At 71.1% G+C, this 22,308-nt stretch carries 22 protein-coding genes; 21 read left to right on the top strand and 1 reads right to left on the bottom strand.

All coding sequences use genetic code 11. The features are described 5' to 3' along the window. Positions 1-4 precede the first annotated feature (4 nt). The 21 genes from thrB (at position 5) to ACIPSC_RS10490 (ending at position 21,573) form a co-directional block, all read left to right on the top strand. Positions 5-940 (top strand): homoserine kinase, encoded by a 936-nt coding sequence (gene thrB / locus ACIPSC_RS10590; RefSeq protein ID WP_400824673.1) that lies wholly within the window; start codon positions 5-7, stop codon positions 938-940. A gap of 608 nt (positions 941-1,548) precedes the next feature. Next, entirely contained in the window at positions 1,549-3,630 is a 2,082-nt protein-coding gene (rho, locus tag ACIPSC_RS10585) for a transcription termination factor Rho (RefSeq protein ID WP_400824672.1), read from the top strand. A gap of 126 nt (positions 3,631-3,756) precedes the next feature. Continuing rightward, positions 3,757-4,917, top strand: coding sequence for an LCP family protein (locus ACIPSC_RS10580; protein ID WP_400824671.1), 1,161 nt, complete (start codon positions 3,757-3,759; stop codon positions 4,915-4,917). Between the two features lie 137 nt (positions 4,918-5,054). Further along, positions 5,055-5,276, top strand: a complete 222-nt coding sequence (gene rpmE / locus ACIPSC_RS10575) for a 50S ribosomal protein L31 (protein WP_238865266.1) — start codon at positions 5,055-5,057, stop codon at positions 5,274-5,276. Positions 5,277-5,411: 135 nt separating this feature from the next. Further along, positions 5,412-6,488, top strand: coding sequence for a peptide chain release factor 1 (gene prfA, locus ACIPSC_RS10570; protein WP_400824670.1), 1,077 nt, complete (start codon positions 5,412-5,414; stop codon positions 6,486-6,488). 61 nt (positions 6,489-6,549) lie between these two features. Continuing rightward, positions 6,550-7,416, top strand: a complete 867-nt coding sequence (gene prmC / locus ACIPSC_RS10565) for a peptide chain release factor N(5)-glutamine methyltransferase (protein WP_238865263.1) — start codon at positions 6,550-6,552, stop codon at positions 7,414-7,416. A gap of 88 nt (positions 7,417-7,504) precedes the next feature. Beyond that, entirely contained in the window at positions 7,505-8,152 is a 648-nt protein-coding gene (locus tag ACIPSC_RS10560; protein ID WP_395294365.1) for an L-threonylcarbamoyladenylate synthase, read from the top strand. Between the two features lie 29 nt (positions 8,153-8,181). After that, a complete protein-coding gene (locus ACIPSC_RS10555; RefSeq protein ID WP_238865392.1) occupies positions 8,182-8,823 on the top strand; it encodes a protein-tyrosine-phosphatase in 642 nt (213 codons plus the stop codon). Positions 8,824-9,136: 313 nt separating this feature from the next. Further along, positions 9,137-10,453 carry a serine hydroxymethyltransferase gene (gene glyA, locus ACIPSC_RS10550; RefSeq protein ID WP_400824669.1) on the top strand — a complete coding sequence of 439 codons (1,317 nt, stop codon included), beginning with the start codon at positions 9,137-9,139 and terminating at the stop codon, positions 10,451-10,453. Between the two features lie 160 nt (positions 10,454-10,613). After that, positions 10,614-11,960, top strand: a complete 1,347-nt coding sequence (locus ACIPSC_RS10545) for an MraY family glycosyltransferase (protein WP_400824668.1) — start codon at positions 10,614-10,616, stop codon at positions 11,958-11,960. 295 nt (positions 11,961-12,255) lie between these two features. Continuing rightward, the gene (locus ACIPSC_RS10540; RefSeq protein WP_400824666.1) at positions 12,256-12,699 is read left to right on the top strand and encodes a hypothetical protein; all 444 of its coding nucleotides are present in this window, start codon (positions 12,256-12,258) and stop codon (positions 12,697-12,699) included. Positions 12,700-12,984: 285 nt separating this feature from the next. Then, a complete protein-coding gene (gene atpB, locus ACIPSC_RS10535; protein WP_238865253.1) occupies positions 12,985-13,797 on the top strand; it encodes a F0F1 ATP synthase subunit A in 813 nt (270 codons plus the stop codon). A 91-nt stretch (positions 13,798-13,888) separates the two neighbouring features. Next, complete coding sequence (atpE, locus tag ACIPSC_RS10530; protein ID WP_148642913.1) at positions 13,889-14,125, top strand: ATP synthase F0 subunit C; 237 nt, start codon at positions 13,889-13,891, stop codon at positions 14,123-14,125. A 40-nt stretch (positions 14,126-14,165) separates the two neighbouring features. After that, on the top strand, positions 14,166-14,726 hold the full coding sequence (locus tag ACIPSC_RS10525) for a F0F1 ATP synthase subunit B (protein ID WP_313767953.1): 561 nt from the start codon (positions 14,166-14,168) through the stop codon (positions 14,724-14,726). After that, a complete protein-coding gene (locus tag ACIPSC_RS10520; protein ID WP_400824665.1) occupies positions 14,723-15,538 on the top strand; it encodes a F0F1 ATP synthase subunit delta in 816 nt (271 codons plus the stop codon). Before ACIPSC_RS10525 ends, ACIPSC_RS10520 begins: the two co-directional genes overlap by 4 nt. Positions 15,539-15,689: 151 nt before the next feature. Next, positions 15,690-17,264, top strand: a complete 1,575-nt coding sequence (gene atpA / locus ACIPSC_RS10515; RefSeq protein WP_400824664.1) for a F0F1 ATP synthase subunit alpha — start codon at positions 15,690-15,692, stop codon at positions 17,262-17,264. 32 nt (positions 17,265-17,296) lie between these two features. After that, positions 17,297-18,211 (top strand): F0F1 ATP synthase subunit gamma, encoded by a 915-nt coding sequence (locus ACIPSC_RS10510; protein ID WP_400824663.1) that lies wholly within the window; start codon positions 17,297-17,299, stop codon positions 18,209-18,211. A gap of 2 nt (positions 18,212-18,213) precedes the next feature. Beyond that, positions 18,214-19,659, top strand: coding sequence for a F0F1 ATP synthase subunit beta (gene atpD / locus ACIPSC_RS10505; protein WP_400824662.1), 1,446 nt, complete (start codon positions 18,214-18,216; stop codon positions 19,657-19,659). A gap of 184 nt (positions 19,660-19,843) precedes the next feature. Next, positions 19,844-20,227, top strand: a complete 384-nt coding sequence (locus ACIPSC_RS10500) for a F0F1 ATP synthase subunit epsilon (RefSeq protein WP_400824660.1) — start codon at positions 19,844-19,846, stop codon at positions 20,225-20,227. Positions 20,228-20,375: 148 nt separating this feature from the next. Next, on the top strand, positions 20,376-20,876 hold the full coding sequence (locus ACIPSC_RS10495) for a DUF2550 domain-containing protein (RefSeq protein WP_238865240.1): 501 nt from the start codon (positions 20,376-20,378) through the stop codon (positions 20,874-20,876). 124 nt (positions 20,877-21,000) lie between these two features. After that, the gene (locus ACIPSC_RS10490) at positions 21,001-21,573 is read left to right on the top strand and encodes a cob(I)yrinic acid a,c-diamide adenosyltransferase (protein ID WP_400824659.1); all 573 of its coding nucleotides are present in this window, start codon (positions 21,001-21,003) and stop codon (positions 21,571-21,573) included. A gap of 37 nt (positions 21,574-21,610) precedes the next feature. On the opposite strand, the gene ACIPSC_RS10485 is transcribed toward ACIPSC_RS10490, so the two are convergent. Further along, positions 21,611-22,201 carry a hypothetical protein gene (locus ACIPSC_RS10485; RefSeq protein WP_400824658.1) on the bottom strand — a complete coding sequence of 197 codons (591 nt, stop codon included), beginning with the start codon at positions 22,199-22,201 and terminating at the stop codon, positions 21,611-21,613. Positions 22,202-22,308: the final 107 nt, after the last annotated feature.

The following is a 22,308-nucleotide window of genomic DNA, read 5'->3' as shown; positions in this document are numbered from 1 at the left end:
CCGCATGGCCGGTCCTGCGTTCCGTGCCGCCGCCGTCCGGGTCCGGGTTCCCGCGACCAGCGCCAACCTCGGCCCCGGCTTCGACGCCTTCGGACTCGCGCTGGGTCTGTACGACGACGTGGTCGTCCGGGTCGCCGACTCCGGGCTCTCCGTCGACATCGCCGGCGAGGGAGCCGACACGCTTCCGCGCGACGAGAGCCACCTGCTGGTCCGCTCGATGCGCGCGGCCTTCGACCGCCTCGGCGGCCAGCCGCGCGGCCTCGAAGTGGTCTGTGCCAACCGGATACCGCACGGCCGTGGCCTGGGCTCCTCGTCCGCCGCGATCTGCGCCGGCATCGTGGCCGCCCGGGCCGTCACCATCGGCGGCCCGTCCGCCCTGGACGACGATGCACTGCTGGCCCTGGCCTCCGAGTTGGAGGGCCACCCGGACAACGTCGCGGCCTGCCTGCGCGGCAACTTCACGGTGGCCTGGACGGAGGAGGACACCGCCCGGGCGATCGCCCTGGAGCCGTCCGACCGGGTCGTCCCGGTGGTCTTCGTACCGGCCGCCGAGGTGCTCACCGAGACCGCCCGCGGCCTGCTGCCCCGGACCGTTCCGCTGGCCGACGCCGCCGTCAACGCGGGCCGGGCCGCGCTGCTGGTCGAGGCCCTGACCCGGCGCCCCGAGCTGCTGTTCGCGGCCACCGAGGACCGGCTGCACCAGGACTACCGGGCCTCCGCGATGCCGGACAGCGCCGCGCTGGTGGGGGCGCTGCGCGCCGAGGGCATCCCCGCGGTGATCTCGGGCGCCGGCCCGACCGTGCTCGCACTCACCGACGAGGCGGGCGCGGACAAGGTCCTGGCCTTCGCCGGCGACCACGGCGGGAACGGCCCGCTGTTCGCCGCGCACCGGCTGGAGCTCGACCGGGCCGGGGCCTCGGTGCTCCCGCTCGACGTCTGAGCACCCCGTCCGCGGGGGGCCGGCTCCGGCACGTCCGGAGCCGGGTCGTCCGGACACGATTGGCAAGCGCAAGGCTGGGGAATGTCTGAGGGGGTCGGTAGTGTTAACCTCATTGCTGCACCAGGTGCCCTCCGGGGCTCGGTGCGCCGCGTCCCGATCCCAGCACTCCGCACCAGCGGAGTCCCGGCGATGCACGGGGCGACGATTCTCCGGGAGCCCACCGCAGCGCGTACGCAGCCTGCCTGCGCGACTTGCGGCCGCATCCCGAAGCCGTGACGGCACCTGACTCCCACCCGCGGCCTCCCACCTGAGGCCAGGACGGGCGGAGCACGGGCCACCGTCACGCGACGGGGGCCCGGGATTCGCAGGCAGCGTGGGGGTACGCCCCCTCCCGGCCGGAGGCCGGGGGGAGGGTCGGCCGCGACCGACCCGCCGCGCCACTCAGCACCACCGTGCTTCATGCACCGCACCTCGCAGCTCTCCCCCGACGGGCTACCCGCCATTCGGGGGATCACCGCCTCGGACCGACGCAGTCGAGCGTTGGTCAGGACAGCACAACCGGTCGCCGAGCCAGACAGGCCGACGTCCGCTCCAGGGAAGGACCCTTAGTGAGCGACACCACCGATCTGATGGGCGCGCGCCCGGACGCCGAGGCGTCGGACGCAGCCGCCGCCCCCGCGGCCCCGGCCCGGCGCCGTCGCACCGCCGCCGCGGGCCTGGACGGCCTCGTCCTGGCCGAGCTGCAGAAGCTCGCCTCGACGCTCGGGATCAGCGGCACGGGACGCCTGCGCAAGAGCCAGCTGATCGAGGCCATCAAGGAGAAGAGCGGCGGGGACCCGCTGCTCGCCGCGGGCGGCGCCACTGCCGCCCCGGCCGCCAAGCGCGCCGCCGCCAAGGCGGACAGCGCCGAGCCGGCCGCCGAGAAGCCGGCCCGCCGGACCAAGGCCGCGCAGGCCGAGGCCCCGGCCGCCGAGGCGCAGGCCCAGATCGAGATCCCGGTCCAGGCCGCCGCCGAGACCACCGCGCCCGCCCGTACGGAGCGCACCCGCCGCCGCGCCACCTCGGCCGCCGGCGCCCCGACCGCCGAGGCCGCCGCCGAGGCGCCCGCCGCGGTCGCCACCGAGGCCAAGCAGGCCGAGGCCCGCCCGGCCGAGGCCCGCGGCTCCGAGACCCGCGAGGAGGGCCGCACCGAGACCCGCCGCGACCGCCGGGACCGCCGCGACCGCCGCGAGGGCGGCGAGCGCGAGGCCCGCCCGGAGGGCGGCGAGGCGCAGGCCGGCCAGGACGGCGAGGGCCGCGAGTCCCGCCGCGACCGCCGCAACCGCCGTGAGCGCACCGATCGCCAGGGCCAGCAGCAGGGCGGCCAGGCCGAGGGCGGCCAGGCCCGCCAGAGCCAGCCGCAGGCCCAGCCGCAGGCGCAGCAGCAGGGCGGCTACGAGGACGACGAGTTCGGCGACGGCCGGCGCGGCCGCCGCGGGCGCTACCGCGACCGCCGTGGCCGCGGCCGCCGCGAGGGCTTCGAGGCCGGCGTGGCCGAGCCGCAGGTCGGCGAGGACGACGTCCTGATCCCGGTCGCGGGCATCCTCGACATCCTCGACAACTACGCCTTCGTGCGCACCTCCGGCTACCTGCCGGGCCAGAACGACGTCTACGTCTCGCTCGCCCAGGTCCGCAAGAACGGCCTGCGCAAGGGTGACGCCATCACCGGCGCGGTGCGCCAGCCGCGCGACGGCGAGCGCCGCGAGAAGTTCAACGCCATGGTGCGGCTGGACTCGGTCAACGGCATGGACCCGGAGAGCGGCCGCGGCCGCCCCGAGTTCAACAAGCTGACCCCGCTCTACCCGCAGGAGCGGCTGCGCCTGGAGACCGACCCGGGCGTGCTGACCACCCGGATCATCGACCTCGTGTCGCCGATCGGCAAGGGCCAGCGCGGTCTGATCGTCGCGCCGCCGAAGACCGGCAAGACGATGGTGCTGCAGGCGGTCGCCAACGCGATCACCCACAACAACCCCGAGTGCCACCTGATGGTCGTCCTGGTCGACGAGCGTCCGGAAGAGGTCACCGACATGCAGCGGTCGGTGAAGGGCGAGGTCATCTCCTCGACCTTCGACCGCCCGGCGGAGGACCACACCACCGTCGCCGAGCTGGCCATCGAGCGCGCCAAGCGCCTGGTGGAGCTGGGCCACGACGTGGTGATCCTGCTGGACTCGATCACCCGCCTCGGCCGCGCCTACAACCTGGCGGCGCCGGCCTCCGGCCGCATCCTGTCCGGTGGTGTCGACTCGACCGCGCTCTACCCGCCGAAGAAGTTCTTCGGTGCCGCGCGCAACATCGAGAACGGCGGCTCGCTGACCATCCTGGCCACCGCGCTGGTCGAGACCGGCTCGCGGATGGACGAGGTGATCTTCGAGGAGTTCAAGGGCACCGGCAACATGGAGCTCAAGCTCGACCGGAAGCTCTCGGACAAGCGCATCTTCCCGGCCGTCGACGTCGATGCCTCCAGCACCCGCAAGGAGGAGATCCTGCTGGGCAGCGAGGAGTTGGCCATCGTCTGGAAGCTCCGCCGGGTGCTGCACGCGCTCGACTCGCAGCAGGCGATCGAGCTGCTGCTGGACAAGATGAAGCAGACCAAGTCCAACGCCGAGTTCCTGATGCAGATCGCCAAGACGACCCCCGGGTCCGGCGACTGACCGTAGGTGAGCAGTTCCTGAGCACAGAACCCTGGTCCGCGCGAGCGGGCCAGGGTTCTGTGTTTGTTCCGGAGTTGGGACAGTTCGAGCTCTTTCGATCATGTTGTCCGATTTACTCTGGAACGTATGGCCGAGCACAAGAGGGTGACGACGCGCCGCCGCAGGGTCCTGCTGGCGGCCGCCTGCGCGGCCGCCGCGCTCGTCGTCCTCGGGGTCGGGGTGGCCGGCTACGCGTACTTCAAGCTGAACGGCAACATCAAGAGCGTCGACATCGACGCCCGGCTGGGCACCGCCCGGCCGCCGTCCGCGACCGACGGGTCGTTCAACATCCTGGTGCTGGGCTCGGATTCGCGGGCCGGCGGGAACGGCGACCTGGCCGGCGGGGACACCGGCGGCACCGCGCGCTCTGACACGGCAATGGTGGTCCACGTCAACCAGGACCACTCGCGGGCCGAGGTGGTCTCGATCCCGCGCGACACCCTGGTCGCCCGCCCGGACTGCACCGACGGCAGTGGCCGGACCGTCCCCGGGGCCAAGCGGGCCATGTTCAACAGCGCCTACGAGACCGGTGGCGCCGCGTGCGCTGTCAAGACCACCGAGCAGCTCACCGGGCTGCGGATGGACCACTACGTCGAGATCGACTTCGCCGGCTTCGCCCGCGTCGTGGACGCGATAGGCGGGGTCACCGTGACCACCACGGTGGCCATCCACGACAAGGACAGCGGGCTGGACCTCCCGCCCGGTGAGCACCACCTCGACGGCCGGCAGGCGCTGGCCTTCGTCCGCACCCGGCACGGTGTCGGCGACGGCAGCGACCTCGGCCGGATCGAGCTGCAGAAGCAGATGGTGCGGTCGCTGCTGCGGCAGACCGGCGGGGCGGGCCTGTTCGCCAACCCGGTCAAGCTCTGGTCGGTCGGCGACACCCTGACCCGCAGCATCACCACCGACTCGGCGCTGGCCTCGGTGAACTCCCTGGTGGGGCTGGCCCAGGAGCTCAAGGGGATCGGCCCGGACCAGCTCGCCATGGCCACCCTGCCGGTGGTGGCGGCCCCCGGCGACCCCAACCGGGTGGTCGCCGAGCAGCCGCAGGCGGACCAGCTCTGGGCGGCCCTGAAGGCCGACCGGGAGCTCCCGCAGGCGGTGCTGGGGGAGCAGCCGGAGAACCCCGCCCTGGCGACCCCCACGGCCCCGGCGAAGGCCTCGCCCAAGGCATCCGCGGGGACCGGCTCCGGGACGGGTGCGGGGACCGGTGCCAGGACGGGCGCGGGGACGGGCACCACCCGCTGATCGGGCCCGGAATATCCCGGAACGCTCCCCGGTTTGGGAAGAAGCGGCCGGTCCTGGCAGACTGGTCCGTCGGTCCCGGTTCACGTGCGGCACTCCAGCCGCCGACCCGGTGCCCTCCCGATCACTAGGAGAACCCCTTGAAGTCCAACGTTCACCCCGAGTACGTGGTCACCCGTGTGACCTGCACCTGCGGCAACGAGTTCACCACCCGCTCGACCGAGACCAGCGGCGAGATCCGCGCCGAGGTCTGCTCGCAGTGCCACCCGTTCTACACCGGCAAGCAGAAGATCCTCGACACCGGTGGCCGCGTGGCCCGCTTCGAGGCCCGCTTCGGCAAGCAGCACAGCGCGAAGGCCTAGCGCTCCCGCGGCGCCGGTTCCCGGTGCCCCCGTACTCGTTCCGGGGGCGCTGGGGACCGGCGCCGTTCGCGTCCCCCGGCGCACGAGTGCCCCGCGACCCCCACCACCACCCATCTCACGGGAAGAAGGCCACCCATGTTCGAGGCAGTCGAAGAGCTCCTCGTCGAGCACGCCGCCCTCGAAACGAGGCTGGCCGACCCGTCCGTCCACGCCGACCAGGCCAACGCCCGCAAGCTGGCCAAGCGCTACGCGGAGCTGACCCCGATCACCCGGGTCTACCGGGAGTGGCGGCAGGCCGGCGAGGACATCGAGGCCGCGCGTGAACTCGCCGCCGAGGACCCGGACTTCATCTCCGAGGTGAAGGACTCCGAGGCCCGCCGCGAGGAGCTGACCGAGGAACTCCGGCTGCTGCTCGTGCCGCGCGACCCGAGCGACGACAAGGACGTCATCCTGGAGATCAAGGCGGGCGAGGGCGGCGAGGAGTCCGCGCTGTTCGCCGGCGACCTGCTGCGGATGTACCTGCGCTTCGCCGAGCGGATCGGCTGGAAGACCGAGATCATCGACTCCAACGAGTCCGACCTCGGCGGCTACAAGGACGTCTCGGTGGCCGTGAAGACCAAGGGCAACGCCGAGCCCGGCCAGGGCGTCTGGGCCCGCCTGAAGTACGAGGGCGGCGTGCACCGCGTGCAGCGCGTCCCCGCCACCGAGTCGCAGGGCCGCATCCACACCTCCGCGGCGGGCGTGCTGGTCACCCCGGAGGCGGAGGAGGTCGAGGTCGAGATCGTCGCCAACGACCTGCGGATCGACGTCTACCGCTCGTCCGGCCCCGGCGGCCAGTCCGTCAACACCACCGACTCCGCGGTCCGGATCACCCACCTGCCGACCGGTATCGTGGCGTCCTGCCAGAACGAGAAGAGCCAGCTGCAGAACAAGGAGCAGGCGATGCGCATCCTGCGGTCGCGGCTCCTGGCCGCCGCCCAGGAGGAGGCCGAGCGGGAGGCGTCGGACGCGCGCCGGAGCCAGGTCCGCACCGTGGACCGCTCCGAGCGGATCCGCACCTACAACTACCCCGAGAACCGCATCTCGGACCACCGCACGGGCTTCAAGTCGTACAACCTGGACCAGGTCCTGGACGGCGACCTGAACGCGGTGATCCAGTCCTGCGTGGACGCGGACGCGGCGGCCAAGCTCGCCGCGGCCCAACAGAACTGAGACCGGCGTCCGGGCACCACTGCCGTCAGTAGCCGGAGCGCAGAAACAAGAGGTCGTACGGATGAACCTGCTGCTCGCCGAGGTGGCCCAGGCCACCCAGCGGTTGGCCGCGGCCGGCGTGCCGTCGCCGCGCTTCGACGCGGAGGAGCTCGCCGCCCACGTCCACAACGTCAAGCGCAGCCAGCTGCACACGGTGAAGGACGCCGACTTCGACGCCCGCTACTGGGAGGCCGTCTCCCGGCGCGAGGCACGCGAGCCGCTGCAGCACATCACCGGGCGGGCGTTCTTCCGCTACCTGGAGCTGGAGGTCGGCCCCGGCGTCTTCGTGCCCCGCCCGGAGACCGAGTCGGTCGTCGAGTGGGCCATAGACGCCGTACGCGACATGGACGTGGCCGAGCCGCTGGTGGTCGACCTCTGCTCCGGCTCCGGCGCCATCGCGCTGGCCCTGGCCCAGGAGCTGCCGCGCTCCAGCGTGCACGCCTTCGAGCTGGACGAGGGCGCGCTGCGCTACACCCGGCGCAACATCGAGGCGAGCTCCGACCGCGCCCGGGTCACCCTGCACGCCGGCGACGCCACCCGCGCCTTCGAGGACGACCGCTCCTGGGACGGCCGCTTCGACCTGGTGATCTCCAACCCGCCGTACATCCCGCTCACCGAGTGGGAGTACGTGGCGCCCGAGGCGCGCGACCACGACCCGCAGATGTCGCTGTTCTCGGGCGAGGACGGCCTGGACACCATCCGGGGCATCGAGCGGGTCGCCGCCCGCCTGCTGCGCCCGGGCGGCGCCGTCGTGATCGAGCACGCCGACACCCAGGGCGGCCAGGTGCCGTGGATCTTCAACGAGGACGGCGGCTGGACGGACACCGCCGACCACCGCGACCTCAACAACCGCCCGCGCTTCACGACGGCCCGGAAGGCCTCGCTGTGACCGGCCGGCGCCCTACCACCGCGGGCAGGGCGGCGCCGCCGAGCGCGACCGCCCACGTGATCAGCCATCTCGGAAGGGGACCGCACCGATGAGCCGCCGCTACGACTGTGCCGACGCCGGGGACCGTGCCACCGGCCTGCGCGAGGCCGCCTCGGCCATCCGCCGCGGCGAACTCGTCGTGCTGCCGACCGACACCCTGTACGGGGTCGGCGCGGACGCCTTCTCGCCCGATGCCGTCGCCGCGCTGCTGGCGGCCAAGGGCCGCGGCCGCAACATGCCCTCGCCGGTCCTGGTCGGCTCGCCGACCACCCTGCACGGCCTGGTCACCGACTTCTCCGAGCAGGCCTGGGAGCTGGTCGACGCCTTCTGGCCCGGCGGCCTCACCCTCGTCGCCCGGCACCAGCCCTCGCTGCGCTGGGACCTCGGCGAGACCCGCGGCACCGTCGCGGTCCGGATGCCGCTGCACCCGGTCGCGATCGAGCTGCTGAACACCACCGGCCCGCTGGCCGTCTCCAGCGCCAACAAGACCGGCGGCCCGTCCCCGTCCACCTGCGACGAGGCCCAGCAGCAGCTCGGCGACGCCATCTCGGTCTACCTGGACGGCGGCACGGCGGACCACGCCACCGCGTCCTCCATCGTCGACGTCACGGGCAAGGTCCCGGTCCTGCTGCGGGCCGGCGCGATCAGCGCCGAGCAGCTGAGGGAGGTCGTCCCCGACCTGGAGGCCGGCAGTTGACGGCCGCCTCCCTCCATGCCGGGCCCGGCATATCGCCGTACCTGAGCGTGGGCCCCAGGCCGCTGGACCACTTCCGGATCCTGTTCGTCTGCACCGGGAACATCTGCCGCTCGCCGATCGCCGAGCGGCTCACCCGGCGTGAGCTGGACACCCGGCTCAGCCCGCGGGTGGCCGGCCGGATCCTGGTGGAGAGCGCCGGCACCTGGGGCCACGAGGGCGCGCCGATGGAGGAGCACGCCGCCACGGTGCTGGACGAGTACGGCGCCGACAGCGGCGGCTTCACCGGCCGCGAGCTGCTGGACGAGCACGTGGTCGAGGCCGACCTCGTGCTCACCGCGACCCTGGACCACCGCGCCCAGGTGATCTCGATGGGCCACGAGGCCGGGCTGCGCACCTTCACCCTGAAGGAGTTCACCCGCCTGGTGCGGACGATAGACCCGGGCACCCTGCCCGACCCGCGCCGCGGCGCCGACGTCACCGAGCGCGCCCGCGCGCTGGTGCGGGCGGCGGCCGCGCTGCGCGGCTGGCTGCTCGCCGCCAGCCCGGAGTCGGACGAGGTGCACGACCCGTACGGCGCGCCGATCGGCATGTTCCGCAACTGCGGCGAGGAGATATTCCACGCAGTCGACCCGGTGGTCACCGCACTGACGGGCATCCCCGCGCCGCGGTGACAGTGACATTGCGGCACCGGGCACGGCGCGCCCTCCGTGCCGGTGACATTGCGGCACCGGGCGCTGGTCCCGGCGCCGACGGTCGTCGCTCCGATGCCCTTCTCCCCCAGCCTCCGGCCGGGGGTACCCCCATCTCAGGGCCTCCTCGCTCCTCCCTTTCGGCACCGGCGCGCCCTCCTTGCCGGTGTGCCGCCGGGTGGGTGCACCCGGTACGCGTCGGCAGGACGGCCGGGAGGACCGGTCCTACGCTGGAGGAACCCTCAACCCCAGCCTCCGGCCGGGAGGCGCCCCGATGCAGCCCGGGAGCCCCGCCATGACCGTCACCGATGCCGCGACCGGACCCGCCGGAACCACCGAGACGACCGAGCCGGCCGGGGCGGGCGGCCCGACCGGGGGCCGCTGGGCCTCCGAGACGCTGCGCCGGGCCGATCCCCAGCTGGCCGACCTGCTCGCCGCCGAGGCCGAGCGCCGCGCCGAGAGCATCCAGCTGCTCGCGGGGGAGAACCTCACCAGCCCGGCCGTGCTGGCCGCGCTCACCGGCCCCCTGATCGACAAGTACGCCGAGGGCTATCCGGGCCGCCGCCACCACACCGGCTGCGCGCTGGCGGACGCCGCCGAGCTGCTGGCGGTCGACCGGGCCCGCGCGCTGTTCGCCGCCCCGCACGCCAACGTCCAGCCCCGGTCCGCCACTTCGGCGATGCTCGCGGCCTACGCGGCACTGCTGCGGCCGGGCGACACGGTGCTGGCGATGTCGCTGGAGCACGGCGGCCACCTGAGCTGCGGCTCGCGCGCCAACTTCTCCGGCCGCTGGTTCGAGTTCGTGGGCTACGGGGTGCGCCGCGAGGACGGCCTGGTCGACCTCGACGAGGTCCGCGCGCTCGCCCGGCGGCACCGGCCCAAGGCCATCGTGGCCGGCTCCATCTCCCACCCCCGGCACCCCGACTGGGCCGCCTTCCGGGAGATCGCCGACGAGGTGGACGCCTATCTGATCGCCTCCGCCGCGCAGACCACCGGCCTGGTCGCGGCGGGCCTGGCCCCCTCCCCGGTGCCCTACGCGGACGTCACCGTGGCCGCCACCCACAAGCTGCTCCGCGGCCCGCGCGGCGGCCTGCTGCTCTCCACCGCCGAGCTGGCCGAGCGGATCGACCGGGCGGTCTTCCCGTTCAGCCAGGGCGGCGCGGCGATGAACGAGGTGGCCGGCAAGGCCGTGGCGCTGGCGGAGGCCGCGACGCCCGCGTACCGGGCCTACGCGGAGCGGACGGTGTCCGGGGCGCGGGTCCTCGCCGAGGGGCTCGCAGAGGCCGGAATGCGCCCGTTGACGGGCGGTACCGACACCCACCTGGTGACCGCGGACGTCTCCCCGCTCGGGGTCAGCGGCGCCGAGGCCGAGCGCCGCTGCGCCGCCGCAGGCGTGCTGCTCGGCAAGTGCGCCGTCCCGTACGATCCCGCGCCGCCCGCCGAGACCTCGGGGATCCGGCTCGGGACCGGTACCGTGACCTCGCAGGGCATGGGCGAGGCCGAACTGGCCGAGATCGCCGGTCTGGTCGGACGGCTGCTCACCGGGGGCACGGACGTGCGGATCGGGGCCCGCGTCCGGGAGCTCGCCCGGGTCTTCGCCGGCCGCCGATGAGCGGGCAACCCGTTCTCCTACCCGGTAGGGCGAACCGCGATGCGTGCCGCGGGCGTCCGACTCAATAAGGTGTGTGCCGTGGCGACGCACCTCGAACCCCGGACAGACACGGGAGTACCTTCGGTACCCACCCGTCGGACAGTGATGCAGGAGGCCAGTGGTGCGTGAGTATCTGCTGGTGCTGTTCTGCACCGCGGCCGTCACCTACCTGCTGACCGGGCCGGTCCGGAAGTTCGCGATCGCGGCCGGCGCGATGCCGCCGCTGCGCGCCCGTGACGTGCACCGCGAGCCCACGCCGCGGCTCGGCGGCATCGCCATGTTCGGCGGTCTCTGCGCCGGCATCCTGGTCGCCTCGCAGCTGGACAACCTGTCCAAGGTCTTCTCCCAGGGCACCGACATCCGCGCGCTGCTCTCCGGCGCCGGGATCATGTGGCTGCTCGGCGTGCTCGACGACAAGTGGGGCGTGGACGCGCTGGTCAAGCTCGGCGGCCAGATGATCGCCGCCGGTGTGATGGTCTGGCAGGGGGTCACGGTGATCACCCTGCCGGTGCCCGGCGTGGGCGCGGTCGCGGTGAGCCCCACCCAGGGCATGGTCATCTCGGTCACCCTGGTGGTCGTCATGGTCAACGCGGTGAACTTCATCGACGGCCTGGACGGCCTGGCCGGCGGCATGGTCTGCATCGCCGCGATGGCGTTCTTCCTGTACTCCTACCGGCTCTGGTACGGCTACACGATCATGGACGCGGCCCCCGCCGTGCTCTTCAGCGTGCTGCTGATCGGCATGTGCCTGGGCTTCCTGGCGCACAACCTGCACCCGGCCCGGATCTTCATGGGCGACTCCGGCTCGATGATGCTCGGCCTGATGCTCGCCGTCGCGGCGATCTCCATCACCGGCCGCGTCGACCCCGACCTGATCACCAGCGAGACCGGTTCGCAGACCGCCACCGTCCACGCCCTCGTGCCGATCTACATCCCGCTGCTGCTGCCGCTGACCGTCATCGCGCTGCCGCTGGCCGACCTGCTGCTCGCCGTGGTCCGCCGCACCTGGGCCGGCCAGTCGCCGTTCGCCGCCGACAAGCGCCACCTGCACCACCGCCTGCTGCAGGTCGGCCACTCGCACAGCCGGGCCGTGCTGATCATGTACTTCTGGGCCGCGCTGATCGCCTTCGGCACGGTCGCCTTCTCGGTCACCAACACCGGCCGCACGGTCGTGCTGACGCTGGCCGGGCTCTGCCTGGTCGGCCTGGTCGTGCTGCTGACCCCGCGGTTCCGCCCGCGGGCCCCGCGGGCCGTGCAGTCCTTCGTCCCGCCGCGCTACCGCCGCCGTCCCGCCGCCGCCCGTGCCGCCGCCGCGGCGGCGGTCAATGGGAGCGAGGCCGCCGCGGTCGCGCCGGCCTCCGCACCGATGGCGGAACTGTCGGCGAAGGACAAGGAACTGCTGGGTGAACTCGGCAAGGGCTCGTCCGCCGTCTCCGGCCGGGGACACGGAAGTGGCCGTACCCGGTAGGTGAGTTGACGTACCGTCATTCGGGTTCATCCAAACGGCGGCACTCTTGGTACGTTGGTGTGACAGGTGCCACACATTCATGGTAAAGCTCTCATCAAATAGTTTGTGATACCGTTCACGAGTACCGAGAACACGCCGAAAGACCTCACAGGTGGATGACTTCCGTCCCTGGCCGGTCTCCCTCGACGGGCTCGCCGTTGAGCGGCCGGCCTGCGGCGCCCCCTCGGTCCGGTGCCACCCACCACGTTCTGTGCCCGTCCCCCTGTCACATCGACATGCCGCCGGAGTTGCCGACATGCCGCCTACCGACGCCCGGATCCTCCGAGGCGCCGCGATCCCCACTGCGGTCGCCGGAGTCATCGCCATGGTGATCTCCTTTGCCGTCGCGGGTGGCAAGGGACTGCTCGGCGCCCTCTTCGGAACGCTGCTGGTGATGGCGTTCTTCAGTTCGGGCCAGGTCGCGCTCGACCGGCTGACCAGGTCGAACCCGCACATCATGATGGCCGCGGCGCTCCTGGTCTACACCACGCAGATCCTGCTGGTCGGCATCGTCCTCGCGGTCTTCAAGGACACCGACCTCTTCAACAGGCAGGCGTTCGCCTTCACGCTGCTGGGCTGCGCCCTGATCTGGACGGGCTTCCAGGTGCGCGGCGCACTCAAGGCCAAGACCTTCTACGTCGACCCCGACGCCACCGAAAAGAAGGCCGACAAGCCTTCCGACCCGGGGCGTCAACAGTGACGAGGCCGGGCTGTCCCCCCAACGAGGGGGGCGGTGTTTATGCCGCACTGACGGGCTGCTATCGTCCGTCGCAACAACGGAGTACGGGAAGAGGCCTGGTCTGTCCGATCGGTGGACGGATCGCCCCCCGGACCCGCGCAGTCTTCGATGATCCCGCGACGGTGCGACGCACTGCCGCGCAGGGTCCGCGAGAAACCCATCAAGTACCAGTGCCGCTCCGTGGTCGCAGGCCACGCCGACACACCGAGGTTGCCGTAACCATGCGTCACGACGAAGGAGTCCGTGGTGAGTGCTGAACTCACGAAGCTCGCCTCAGGCAGTTGCCACTTCGGGGACGCAGGCTGCGGCTTCCCGGCCCCGGGTCTGAACGAGTTCCAGTTCAAGCCGATCTTCACGATCGGCAGCGTCGAGTTCAACAAGCCGATGCTGCTGTCGATGATCGTCGCGCTGCTGGTCGTCGTCTTCTTCTGGTCGGCCTTCGCCAAGCCCCGCCTCGTGCCGGGCAAGCTGCAGCTGGTCGCCGAGATCGGCTACGACTTCGTCAAGCGGTCCATCGTGCTGGAGACGATCGGCAAGAAGGGCGAGAAGTACGTCCCGATGCTCGTCTCGATGTTCTTCTTCATCTGGCTGATGAACATCATGTCGATCATCCCGTTCGCCCAGTTCCCGGTCACCGCGGCGATCGCGTTCCCGGCCGGCCTCGCGGCCGTCGTCTGGGTCACCTACATGACGCTGACCTTCAAGAAGCACGGCTTCGTCGGCGGCTTCAAGAACCTCTGCTGGCCCTCGGGCATCCCCGGCTGGGTCATGTTCATCCTGGTGCCGATCGAGTTCTTCTCGAACATCTTCGTGCGCCCCTTCACGCTCGCGGTCCGAGCCTTCGCGAACATGTTCGCCGGCCACCTGCTGATCGTGATGTTCTCCATCGCCTCCTGGTACCTGCTCAGCCCGACCCTGGGTGCGCTCTACGGCTCGGCCTCGTTCATCGTCGCCGTCGCCCTGACCGCCTTCGAGCTGCTGGTCCAGTTCCTGCAGGCCTACATCTTCGTGATGCTGGCCAGCAGCTACATCGCCGGTGCCCTCGAAGAGGCGCACTGAGCCAGGGGGCCTCGGCCCTCCCTGAACCAACCTCCCGGATCGCCCGGTGGCCAATCACCACCGGTTCACCACCCTGCAAAGGACAACTGCAATGAGCTTCCTCGCTGAGGGCACTGTCTACGGTTCCGTCGCGTCCATCGGCTACGGCCTCGCCGCGATCGGCCCCGGCATCGGCGTCGGTCTCATCTTCGGTAACGGTGTCCAGGCCATGGCCCGTCAGCCCGAGGCTGCCGGCCTCATCCGTTCCAACATGTTCATCGGCTTCGCGCTGACCGAGGCGCTGGCCCTCATCGGCATCGTCATGCCGTTCGTCTTCGGCAACAAGTAATCCCGCCGCAGACCCTTTCGAGGAAGGTCCAGATATGAGCATGGGCATCGTGGCTCAGCTTGCGCAGGAAGAGGAGAAGATGAATCCTCTCCTCCCCGCGTGGCCCGAGATCATCATCGGCCTGCTCTGCTTCTTCATCGTCTTCGGCCTGCTCGGCAAGAAGCTCCTCCCCAGCATCGAGAAGGTGCTGTCGGAGCGCCGGGACGCCATCGAGGGCGGGATGGAGCGGGCCGAGGCCGCTCAGGCTGAGGCCCAGGCCCTGCTTGAGCAGTACCGCGCCGAGCTGGCCGAGGCGCGTCACGAGGCTGCCCGCATCGTCGAGCAGGCTCGCGAGCAGGGCGCGGCCCAGCTCGGCGAGATGCGCGAGGAGGGCCAGCGTCAGCGCGAGGCCATCGTCGCCGCCGGGCACGCCCAGATCGAGGCCGACAAGAAGCAGGCGACCGCCGCCCTGCGCCAGGACGTGGGTTCGCTGGCCTCGCAGCTGGCCTCCCGCATCGTGGGTGAGTCCCTTGAGGACCACGCGCGGCAGAGCGGCGTCATCGACCGCTTCCTGGACGAGCTGGAGGCCAAGGCCGCCGTTGCTCAGGGTGCGGCCAAGTGATCGGCGCTAGCCGCGAGGCCCTCGCCGCCGGGCGGCAGAACCTGGAGGGTCTGACCGACTCCACTTCGGTGGACGCGGCCAAGCTCGCCGAGGAGCTCACCGCCGTCACGGTCCTGCTGGACCGTGAGGTGTCGCTGCGCCGCGTCCTGACCGACCCGTCCCGGTCGGGCCAGGACAAGGCCCAGCTGGTCTCCTCGCTGCTGGCCGGCCAGGTCTCCGGCGAGACGGTGGACCTGGTCTCCGGCCTGGTCCGCTCCCGCTGGTCGGGTGGGCGCGACCTGGTCGACGCCACCGAGGAGCTGGCCGCGTACGCCGAGGTCATCGCCGCCGACAAGGCCGGTGTCCTGGACGACGTCGAGGACGAGCTGTTCCGGTTCGGCCGGGTGGTGAGCGGCTCGCACGAGCTGCGCACCGCGCTGACCGAGCCCAAGGCCGGTGCCGCCGCCAAGGCGGAGCTGATCAAGAAGCTGCTCGGCGGCCGCGCCAACGCGGGCACCGTCCGGCTGGTGACCGCCCTGGTCAACCACCCGCGTGGCCGTAGCCTTGAGCAGGGACTCGAGTCCTACTCGAAGCTCGCCGCCGCTCGGCGCGGGCGCGTGGTGGCCCTGGTCACCACCGCGGTGCCGCTGTCGGACGTCCAGAAGGAGCGCCTCTCGGCCGCTCTGGGCCGGATGCAGGGCCGCCAGGTCCACCTGAACATCGACGTCGACCCCGAGGTCGTCGGCGGTGTCCGGGTCCAGATCGGCGACGAGATCATCGACGGCACCGTGTCGAGCCGCCTCGAAGGCGCTCGCCAGTCGCTCGAAGGCTGAGCACCGAAGCACATCCGACCCTCGGTCGGGACCCGGCTCCACCGGAGCCGGCAAATCGTACGGCCGGTTCGAGAGACCCGGCCGAGAGTCGAATACTTGCGGCCCTCAATGGCGGGCCGAGGATCGCAAACTAGGAGAGCAGGGAAGCCTGATGGCGGAGCTTACGATCCGTCCGGAGGAGATCCGGGACGCGCTGGCCGACTTTGTCCAGTCGTACCAGCCGGACGCCGCCTCTGTTGAAGAGGTCGGCACGGTCACCGAGGCCATGGACGGTATTGCCAAGGTCGAGGGTCTGCCCTCGGTCATGGCCAACGAGCTGCTGAAGTTCGAGGACGGCACGCTCGGCCTCGCGCTGAACCTCGACACCCGCGAGATCGGTGTCGTCGTCCTCGGCGAGTTCAGCGGCATCGAGGAGGGCCAGACGGTGCGCCGCACCGGCGAGGTTCTCTCCGTGCCGGTCGGCGACGGCTACCTCGGCCGTGTCGTGGACCCGCTGGGCAACCCGATCGACGGCCTGGGCGACATCGCCTCCACCGGCCGTCGCGCCCTGGAGCTGCAGGCCCCCGGCGTCATGGCCCGCAAGTCGGTCAAGCAGCCGCTGCAGACCGGTATCAAGGCCATCGACGCGATGACCCCGATCGGCCGTGGCCAGCGTCAGCTGATCATCGGTGACCGCCAGACCGGCAAGACCGCGGTGGCCGTCGACACGATCATCAACCAGCGCGACAACTGGCGCTCGGGCGACCCGGAGAAGCAGGTCCGCTGCATCTACGTCGCCGTCGGCCAGAAGGGCTCCACCATCGCGTCCGTCCGCGGCGCCCTGGAGGAGGCCGGCGCGCTGGAGTACACCACGATCGTGGCTGCTCCCGCCTCCGACCCGGCCGGCTTCAAGTACCTCGCCCCGTACACCGGCTCGGCCATCGGCCAGGAGTGGATGTACGACGGCAAGCACGTCCTGATCATCTTCGACGACCTGTCGAAGCAGGCCGAGGCCTACCGCTCCGTCTCCCTGCTGCTGCGCCGCCCGCCGGGCCGCGAGGCCTACCCGGGTGACGTCTTCTACCTGCACTCCCGCCTGCTGGAGCGCTGCGCCAAGCTGAACGACGCCCTCGGCGGCGGCTCGATGACCGGTCTGCCGATCATCGAGACCAAGGCCAACGACGTCTCGGCGTACATCCCGACCAACGTCATCTCCATCACCGACGGCCAGTGCTTCCTGGAGTCCGACCTGTTCAACGCCGGCATCCGCCCGGCCGTGAACGTCGGTATCTCGGTCTCCCGCGTCGGTGGCTCCGCCCAGATCAAGGCCATGCGCTCGGTCGCCGGCCGCCTGCGTCTGGACCTGGCCCAGTACCGCGAGCTGGAGGCGTTCGCCGCCTTCGGTTCCGACCTGGACGCGGCCTCCAAGGCCCAGCTGGAGCGCGGTGCGCGCATGGTCGAGCTGCTGAAGCAGGGCCAGTACCAGCCGTTCCCGGTCGAGGAGCAGGTCGTCTCCATCTGGGCCGGCACCACCGGCAAGATGGACGACGTCCCGGTGGCGGACATCCGCCGCTTCGAGCGCGAGTTCCTGGACTACGTGCGCCTGCAGCACAAGGACCTGCTCGCCGGCATCGTCGAGACCGGTCTGCTCGCCGACGGCACCGTCGACGCGCTGACCTCCGCGATCGAGTCCTTCAAGCAGGGCTTCACCACCGCCGACGGCAAGCTCCTCGGCGAGCAGGCCTGAGTCCGGTAGCGAGGGAAAGGACGTAACGACCCATGGGAGCACAGCTTCGGGTCTACAAGCGCCGGATCCGCTCTGTCACCGCGACGAAGAAGATCACCAAGGCGATGGAGATGATCTCCGCGTCGCGCATCGTCAAGGCGCAGCGCGCGGTGGCCGCCTCCACTCCGTACGCCGATGAGCTCACCCGGGCGGTGACGGCGGTGGCCACCCGGTCCAACGCCAAGCACCCGCTCACCACCGAGAACCCGAACGCCGCGGTCGCCGCGGTCCTGCTGATCACGGCCGACCGTGGTCTGGCGGGCGGTTACTCGTCCAACGCCATCAAGGCCGCGCTGACGCTCACCGAGCGCCTGCGGGCCGAGGGCAAGGAAGTGGTGACGTACATCGTCGGTCGCAAGGGCGTCTCGTACTACACCTTCCGCAACCTCACGGTGGCGGGGTCGTTCACGGGATTCTCGGACAAGCCGACCTACGGTGACGCGAAGGCCGTGGCGGCCGACCTGATCGAGGCCTTCACGGCCGAGACCGGCGGCGTGGACGAGCTGCACCTGATCTCGACGCGGTTCGAGTCGATGCTGACGCAGACGGCGGTGGACGCCAGGCTCCTGCCGCTGAAGCTGGACGAGGTCCAGCTCAGCGACCAGAAGCCGGCCAAGGCGGAGATCTTCCCGCTGTACGACTTCGAGCCGTCGGCCGAGGGCGTCCTGGACGCCCTGCTGCCGCGGTACGTCGAGAGCCGGATCTACAACGCGCTGCTGCAGTCGGCCGCTTCCGAGCACGCCGCCCGCCGCCGCGCGATGAAGAGCGCGACGGACAACGCCGGCGAGCTCATCAAGTCGCTCACGCGGCTTGCCAACTCGGCCCGTCAGGCCGAGATCACCCAGGAAATCAGCGAGATCGTCGGCGGCGCCAACGCCCTCGCCGACGCTAGCCGCGGGAGCGAATGAGTATGACCACCACTGTTGAGCCGACCACGGCGACGGGCCGCGTCGCGCGGGTCATCGGCCCGGTCGTCGACGTGGAGTTCCCCGTCGACGCGATTCCGGACATGTTCAACGCCCTGCACGTCGAGGTGGACAACCCCGACGGCTCGGGCAAGAAGACCCTGACCCTCGAGGTCGCCCAGCACCTCGGCGACGGCATGGTCCGCGGCATCTCGATGCAGCCGACCGACGGCCTGGTCCGTGGCACGCAGGTCTCCGACACCGGTGCGGCCATCTCCGTGCCGGTCGGCCAGATCACCAAGGGCAAGGTCTTCAACGCCCTGGGTGACGTGCTGAACGTCGACCAGGCGGAGTTCGACAAGCAGGTCGAGGTCCGCTGGCCGATCCACCGCAAGGCCCCGGAGTTCAAGGACCTCGAGTCCAAGACCGAGATGTTCGAGACCGGCATCAAGGTCATCGACCTCCTCACCCCGTACGTCCAGGGTGGCAAGATCGGTCTGTTCGGTGGTGCCGGTGTCGGCAAGACCGTTCTGATCCAGGAGATGATCTACCGCGTCGCCGAGAACTTCGGTGGTGTGTCGGTGTTCGCCGGCGTCGGCGAGCGCACCCGTGAGGGCAACGACCTCATCGACGAGATGGTCGACTCGGGCGTTCTGGACAAGACCGCGCTGGTCTTCGGCCAGATGGACGAGCCGCCGGGCACCCGTCTGCGCGTCGCGCTCTCCGCGCTGACCATGGCGGAGTACTTCCGTGACGTCGAGAAGCAGGACGTGCTCCTCTTCATCGACAACATCTTCCGGTTCACCCAGGCCGGTTCCGAGGTGTCGACCCTGCTCGGCCGTATGCCCTCCGCGGTGGGTTACCAGCCGAACCTGGCCGACGAGATGGGCCTCCTGCAGGAGCGCATCACCTCGACCCGCGGTCACTCGATCACCTCGATGCAGGCGATCTACGTCCCCGCGGACGACCTGACCGACCCGGCCCCGGCCACCACCTTCGCCCACCTGGACGCGACGACCGTTCTGTCGCGCCCGATCTCGGAGAAGGGCATCTACCCGGCCGTCGACCCGCTGGACTCCACGTCCCGCATCCTCGACCCGCGGTACATCACGGCGACCCACTACGAGACGGCCGTCCGTATCAAGGGGATCCTGCAGAAGTACAAGGACCTCCAGGACATCATCGCGATCCTCGGTATCGACGAGCTGTCCGAGGAGGACAAGGTCACGGTTCACCGTGCCCGCCGCATCGAGCGCTTCCTCTCGCAGAACACCTACGTGGCGAAGCAGTTCACCGGTGTCGAGGGTTCGACCGTGCCGCTGTCGGAGACCATCGAGGCCTTCAACGCGATCGCGGACGGCAAGTACGACGCCGTCCCGGAGCAGGCCTTCTTCATGTGCGGTGGCATCGAGGACCTCGAGAAGAACGCCGCCGAGCTCGCGAAGAAGTAGTCGCGGCCGGTAGCAGCTGAGTGACCGTGAGGGGTGGCCCCAGGCCCTGGGTGCCACCCCTCGCGTCGCATCGGCTGTGATTCCGGTCAAATCCGTGCCGCCGGTTTCATGCCGGGGGCGCGGGCCCGTTATTCTTACCGAAACTCCCGAGTAATCGGGCGTTGCATGAGCCTAGGAGCCCACGTTGGCTGAGCTGCACGTCGAGCTGGTCGCAGCCGACCGCAAGGTGTGGTCCGGTGCGGCCACCATCGTCGTCGCCCGTACGGCCTCCGGTGACACCGGCATCATGCCGGGTCACACCCCGGTGCTGAGCGTGCTGGAGACCGGCCCGGTCACCATCCGCACCACGGACGGCGGCACCGTGATCGCCGCTGTCCACGGTGGCTTCATCTCCTTCGCCGACAACAAGCTGTCTCTGCTCGCGGAGATCGCCGAGCTGGCGGACGAGATCGATGTCGCCCGTGCCGAGCGCGCGCTGGAGAAGGCGCAGTCGGACCTGGACGAGCACGCCGAGCGCCGCGCCGAGGTGCGGCTGTTCGCGGCGCGCGGTCTCAAGGCCCACGCCTGAGTGCGCCGGACCCTGGCTTAGCGGGGTCGACCGACGGTCCCGGGGACGCGTGAGCGTGACCCCGGGACTGTCGTCTCAGTTGGTAGGTCAACGCGGTCGCCTGATACGACCGATACGGGGAACGCGGGTAGCGAGGAGGTAGGTGAGCATGGTCCTCGCCCTTGTGGTGTGTGCGGCGGTCGTGGCGTTGGGTGTGATCGGCTTGGTCGCGTTCGCGGTACGCCGCCGTGTGATCCAGCGGGCGGGAGGCACCTTCGACTGCAGCTACCGCCTCAAAATGCCCGCCGACGCCTCCACGCAGCCCGACCTCGACGAGAACGGCAAGCCCACCTCAGCCCCGGTCCCCCAGACCGACGGCAAGGGGTGGGTTTTTGGTATCGGCCGATACAGCGGGGACTCGATCGAGTGGTTCCGGGTCTTCTCGTACGCCCCGCGCCCGCGCAAGGTGCTGCCGCGCCGGGAGATCGAGGTGCTGGGCCGGCGCTACCCGGAGGGGCAGGAGGAGCTGGCCCTGCTCTCCGGCTCGGTGGTGCTGCGCTGCCTGCACAACGGCGCGCCGCTGGAGCTGGCGATGAGCGAGGACGCGCTGACCGGCTTCCTCGCCTGGCTCGAAGCCGCCCCACCCGGGCAGAGGGTCAACGTCGCGTAGCGACGAGACCCTCGGGGTGGGGGCACCTCCCGGCCGGAGGCTGGGGGAGGTCAACGTCGCGTAGCGACGAGACCCTCGGGGTGGGGGGTTAACGGCGCTTAACCGGCCCGGCTACGCTGGCCGCATGGTCAATCTGACGCGCATCTACACCCGTACCGGCGACGACGGCACCACCGCGCTCGGCGACATGAGCCGGACCACCAAGACCGACCCCCGCCTGGTCGCGTACGCCGACACCAACGAGGCGAACGCCGCGATCGGGGTCGCGATCGCCGCCGGCGGGCTCGGCGAGGACGTCGCCGCAGTGCTCACCCGGGTGCAGAACGACCTCTTCGACGTCGGCGCCGACCTGGCCACCCCGGTCGTGGAGGACCCGAAGTACCCGCCGCTGCGGGTCCTGCAGTCCTACATCGACCGGCTGGAGGAGGACTGCGACCGCTTCCTGGAGCCGCTGGAGAAGCTGCGCAGCTTCATCCTCCCCGGCGGCACCGCCGGCGCCGCCCACCTGCACCTGGCCTGCACGGTGGTGCGACGGGCCGAGCGGGCCACCTGGGCCGCCATCGAGGAGCACGGGGACACCGTGAACCCGCTCACCGCCAAGTACCTCAACCGGCTCTCCGACCTGCTGTTCATCCTGGCCCGGACGGCCAACAAGGAGCAGGGCGACGTGCTCTGGGTGCCGGGGGAGAACCGCTGAGCCGCCGCCGCGGCCCGGCAGCCGGGCCGCGGCGTACTCACCGGCTCTGCGGGACCTTCCACCCGACCACGTGGCCGTCCTCGACGATCGCGCCGGCCGGTGCCTCCTTGGGCCAGAGCGAGTAGCAGCCGGCCACGATCGCGTTGATCACGGCCGCCATGCCGAGCTTCACGTACCAGCTGGTGAAGTCGGAGAAGTGGGCGGCGCCGGCGGAGAGCGGCACCAGCAGGGTGATCAGGGAGAGCGTGACGCCGGCCGAGACCGCCGTCCGGCCGGCGATCCGCCACTCGTGGCGGGTCCGCTCCGGCCCGTACTTGGGGGAGCGCGGGGGCTTGGGACCGCCGGCGTAGCGGTGCTGGAACTGCCCGTCGGCCCAGCGGACGATGGACGGCCCGTAGCCGATCGAGAAGCCCGCGTAGCTCGCGGCCAGGGCGTGCGTCCAGCTCACGGCCGAGCCGCCGCGCAGGTCGACGACGGTGAGGGCGAACAGGGTCAGGTCCACCACCGGCAGGCCGACCAGCAGCACGGTGCTCAGGGCCCGCAGCCGTAGCAGGTAGCGGGTGGCCAGGCCGAGGCCGAGCAGGACCCAGAAGGCGACCTCGGCCGCGACGATCAGTGTGACGATCATGATGTGCACCCCGTTTCCACGTTGCCTCCAGCCTCCCGGGCGCGGGCGCGCCCGACGTCGTCGCCGGAGCCGAACCGGGCCTGCATCTTTCGATGTACCGCGGCTCC

The organism is Kitasatospora sp. NPDC090091, from assembly GCF_044747365.1.
Lineage (GTDB): Bacteria > Actinomycetota > Actinomycetes > Streptomycetales > Streptomycetaceae > Kitasatospora.
This window is presented reverse-complemented; position numbering and strand designations above follow the sequence as displayed.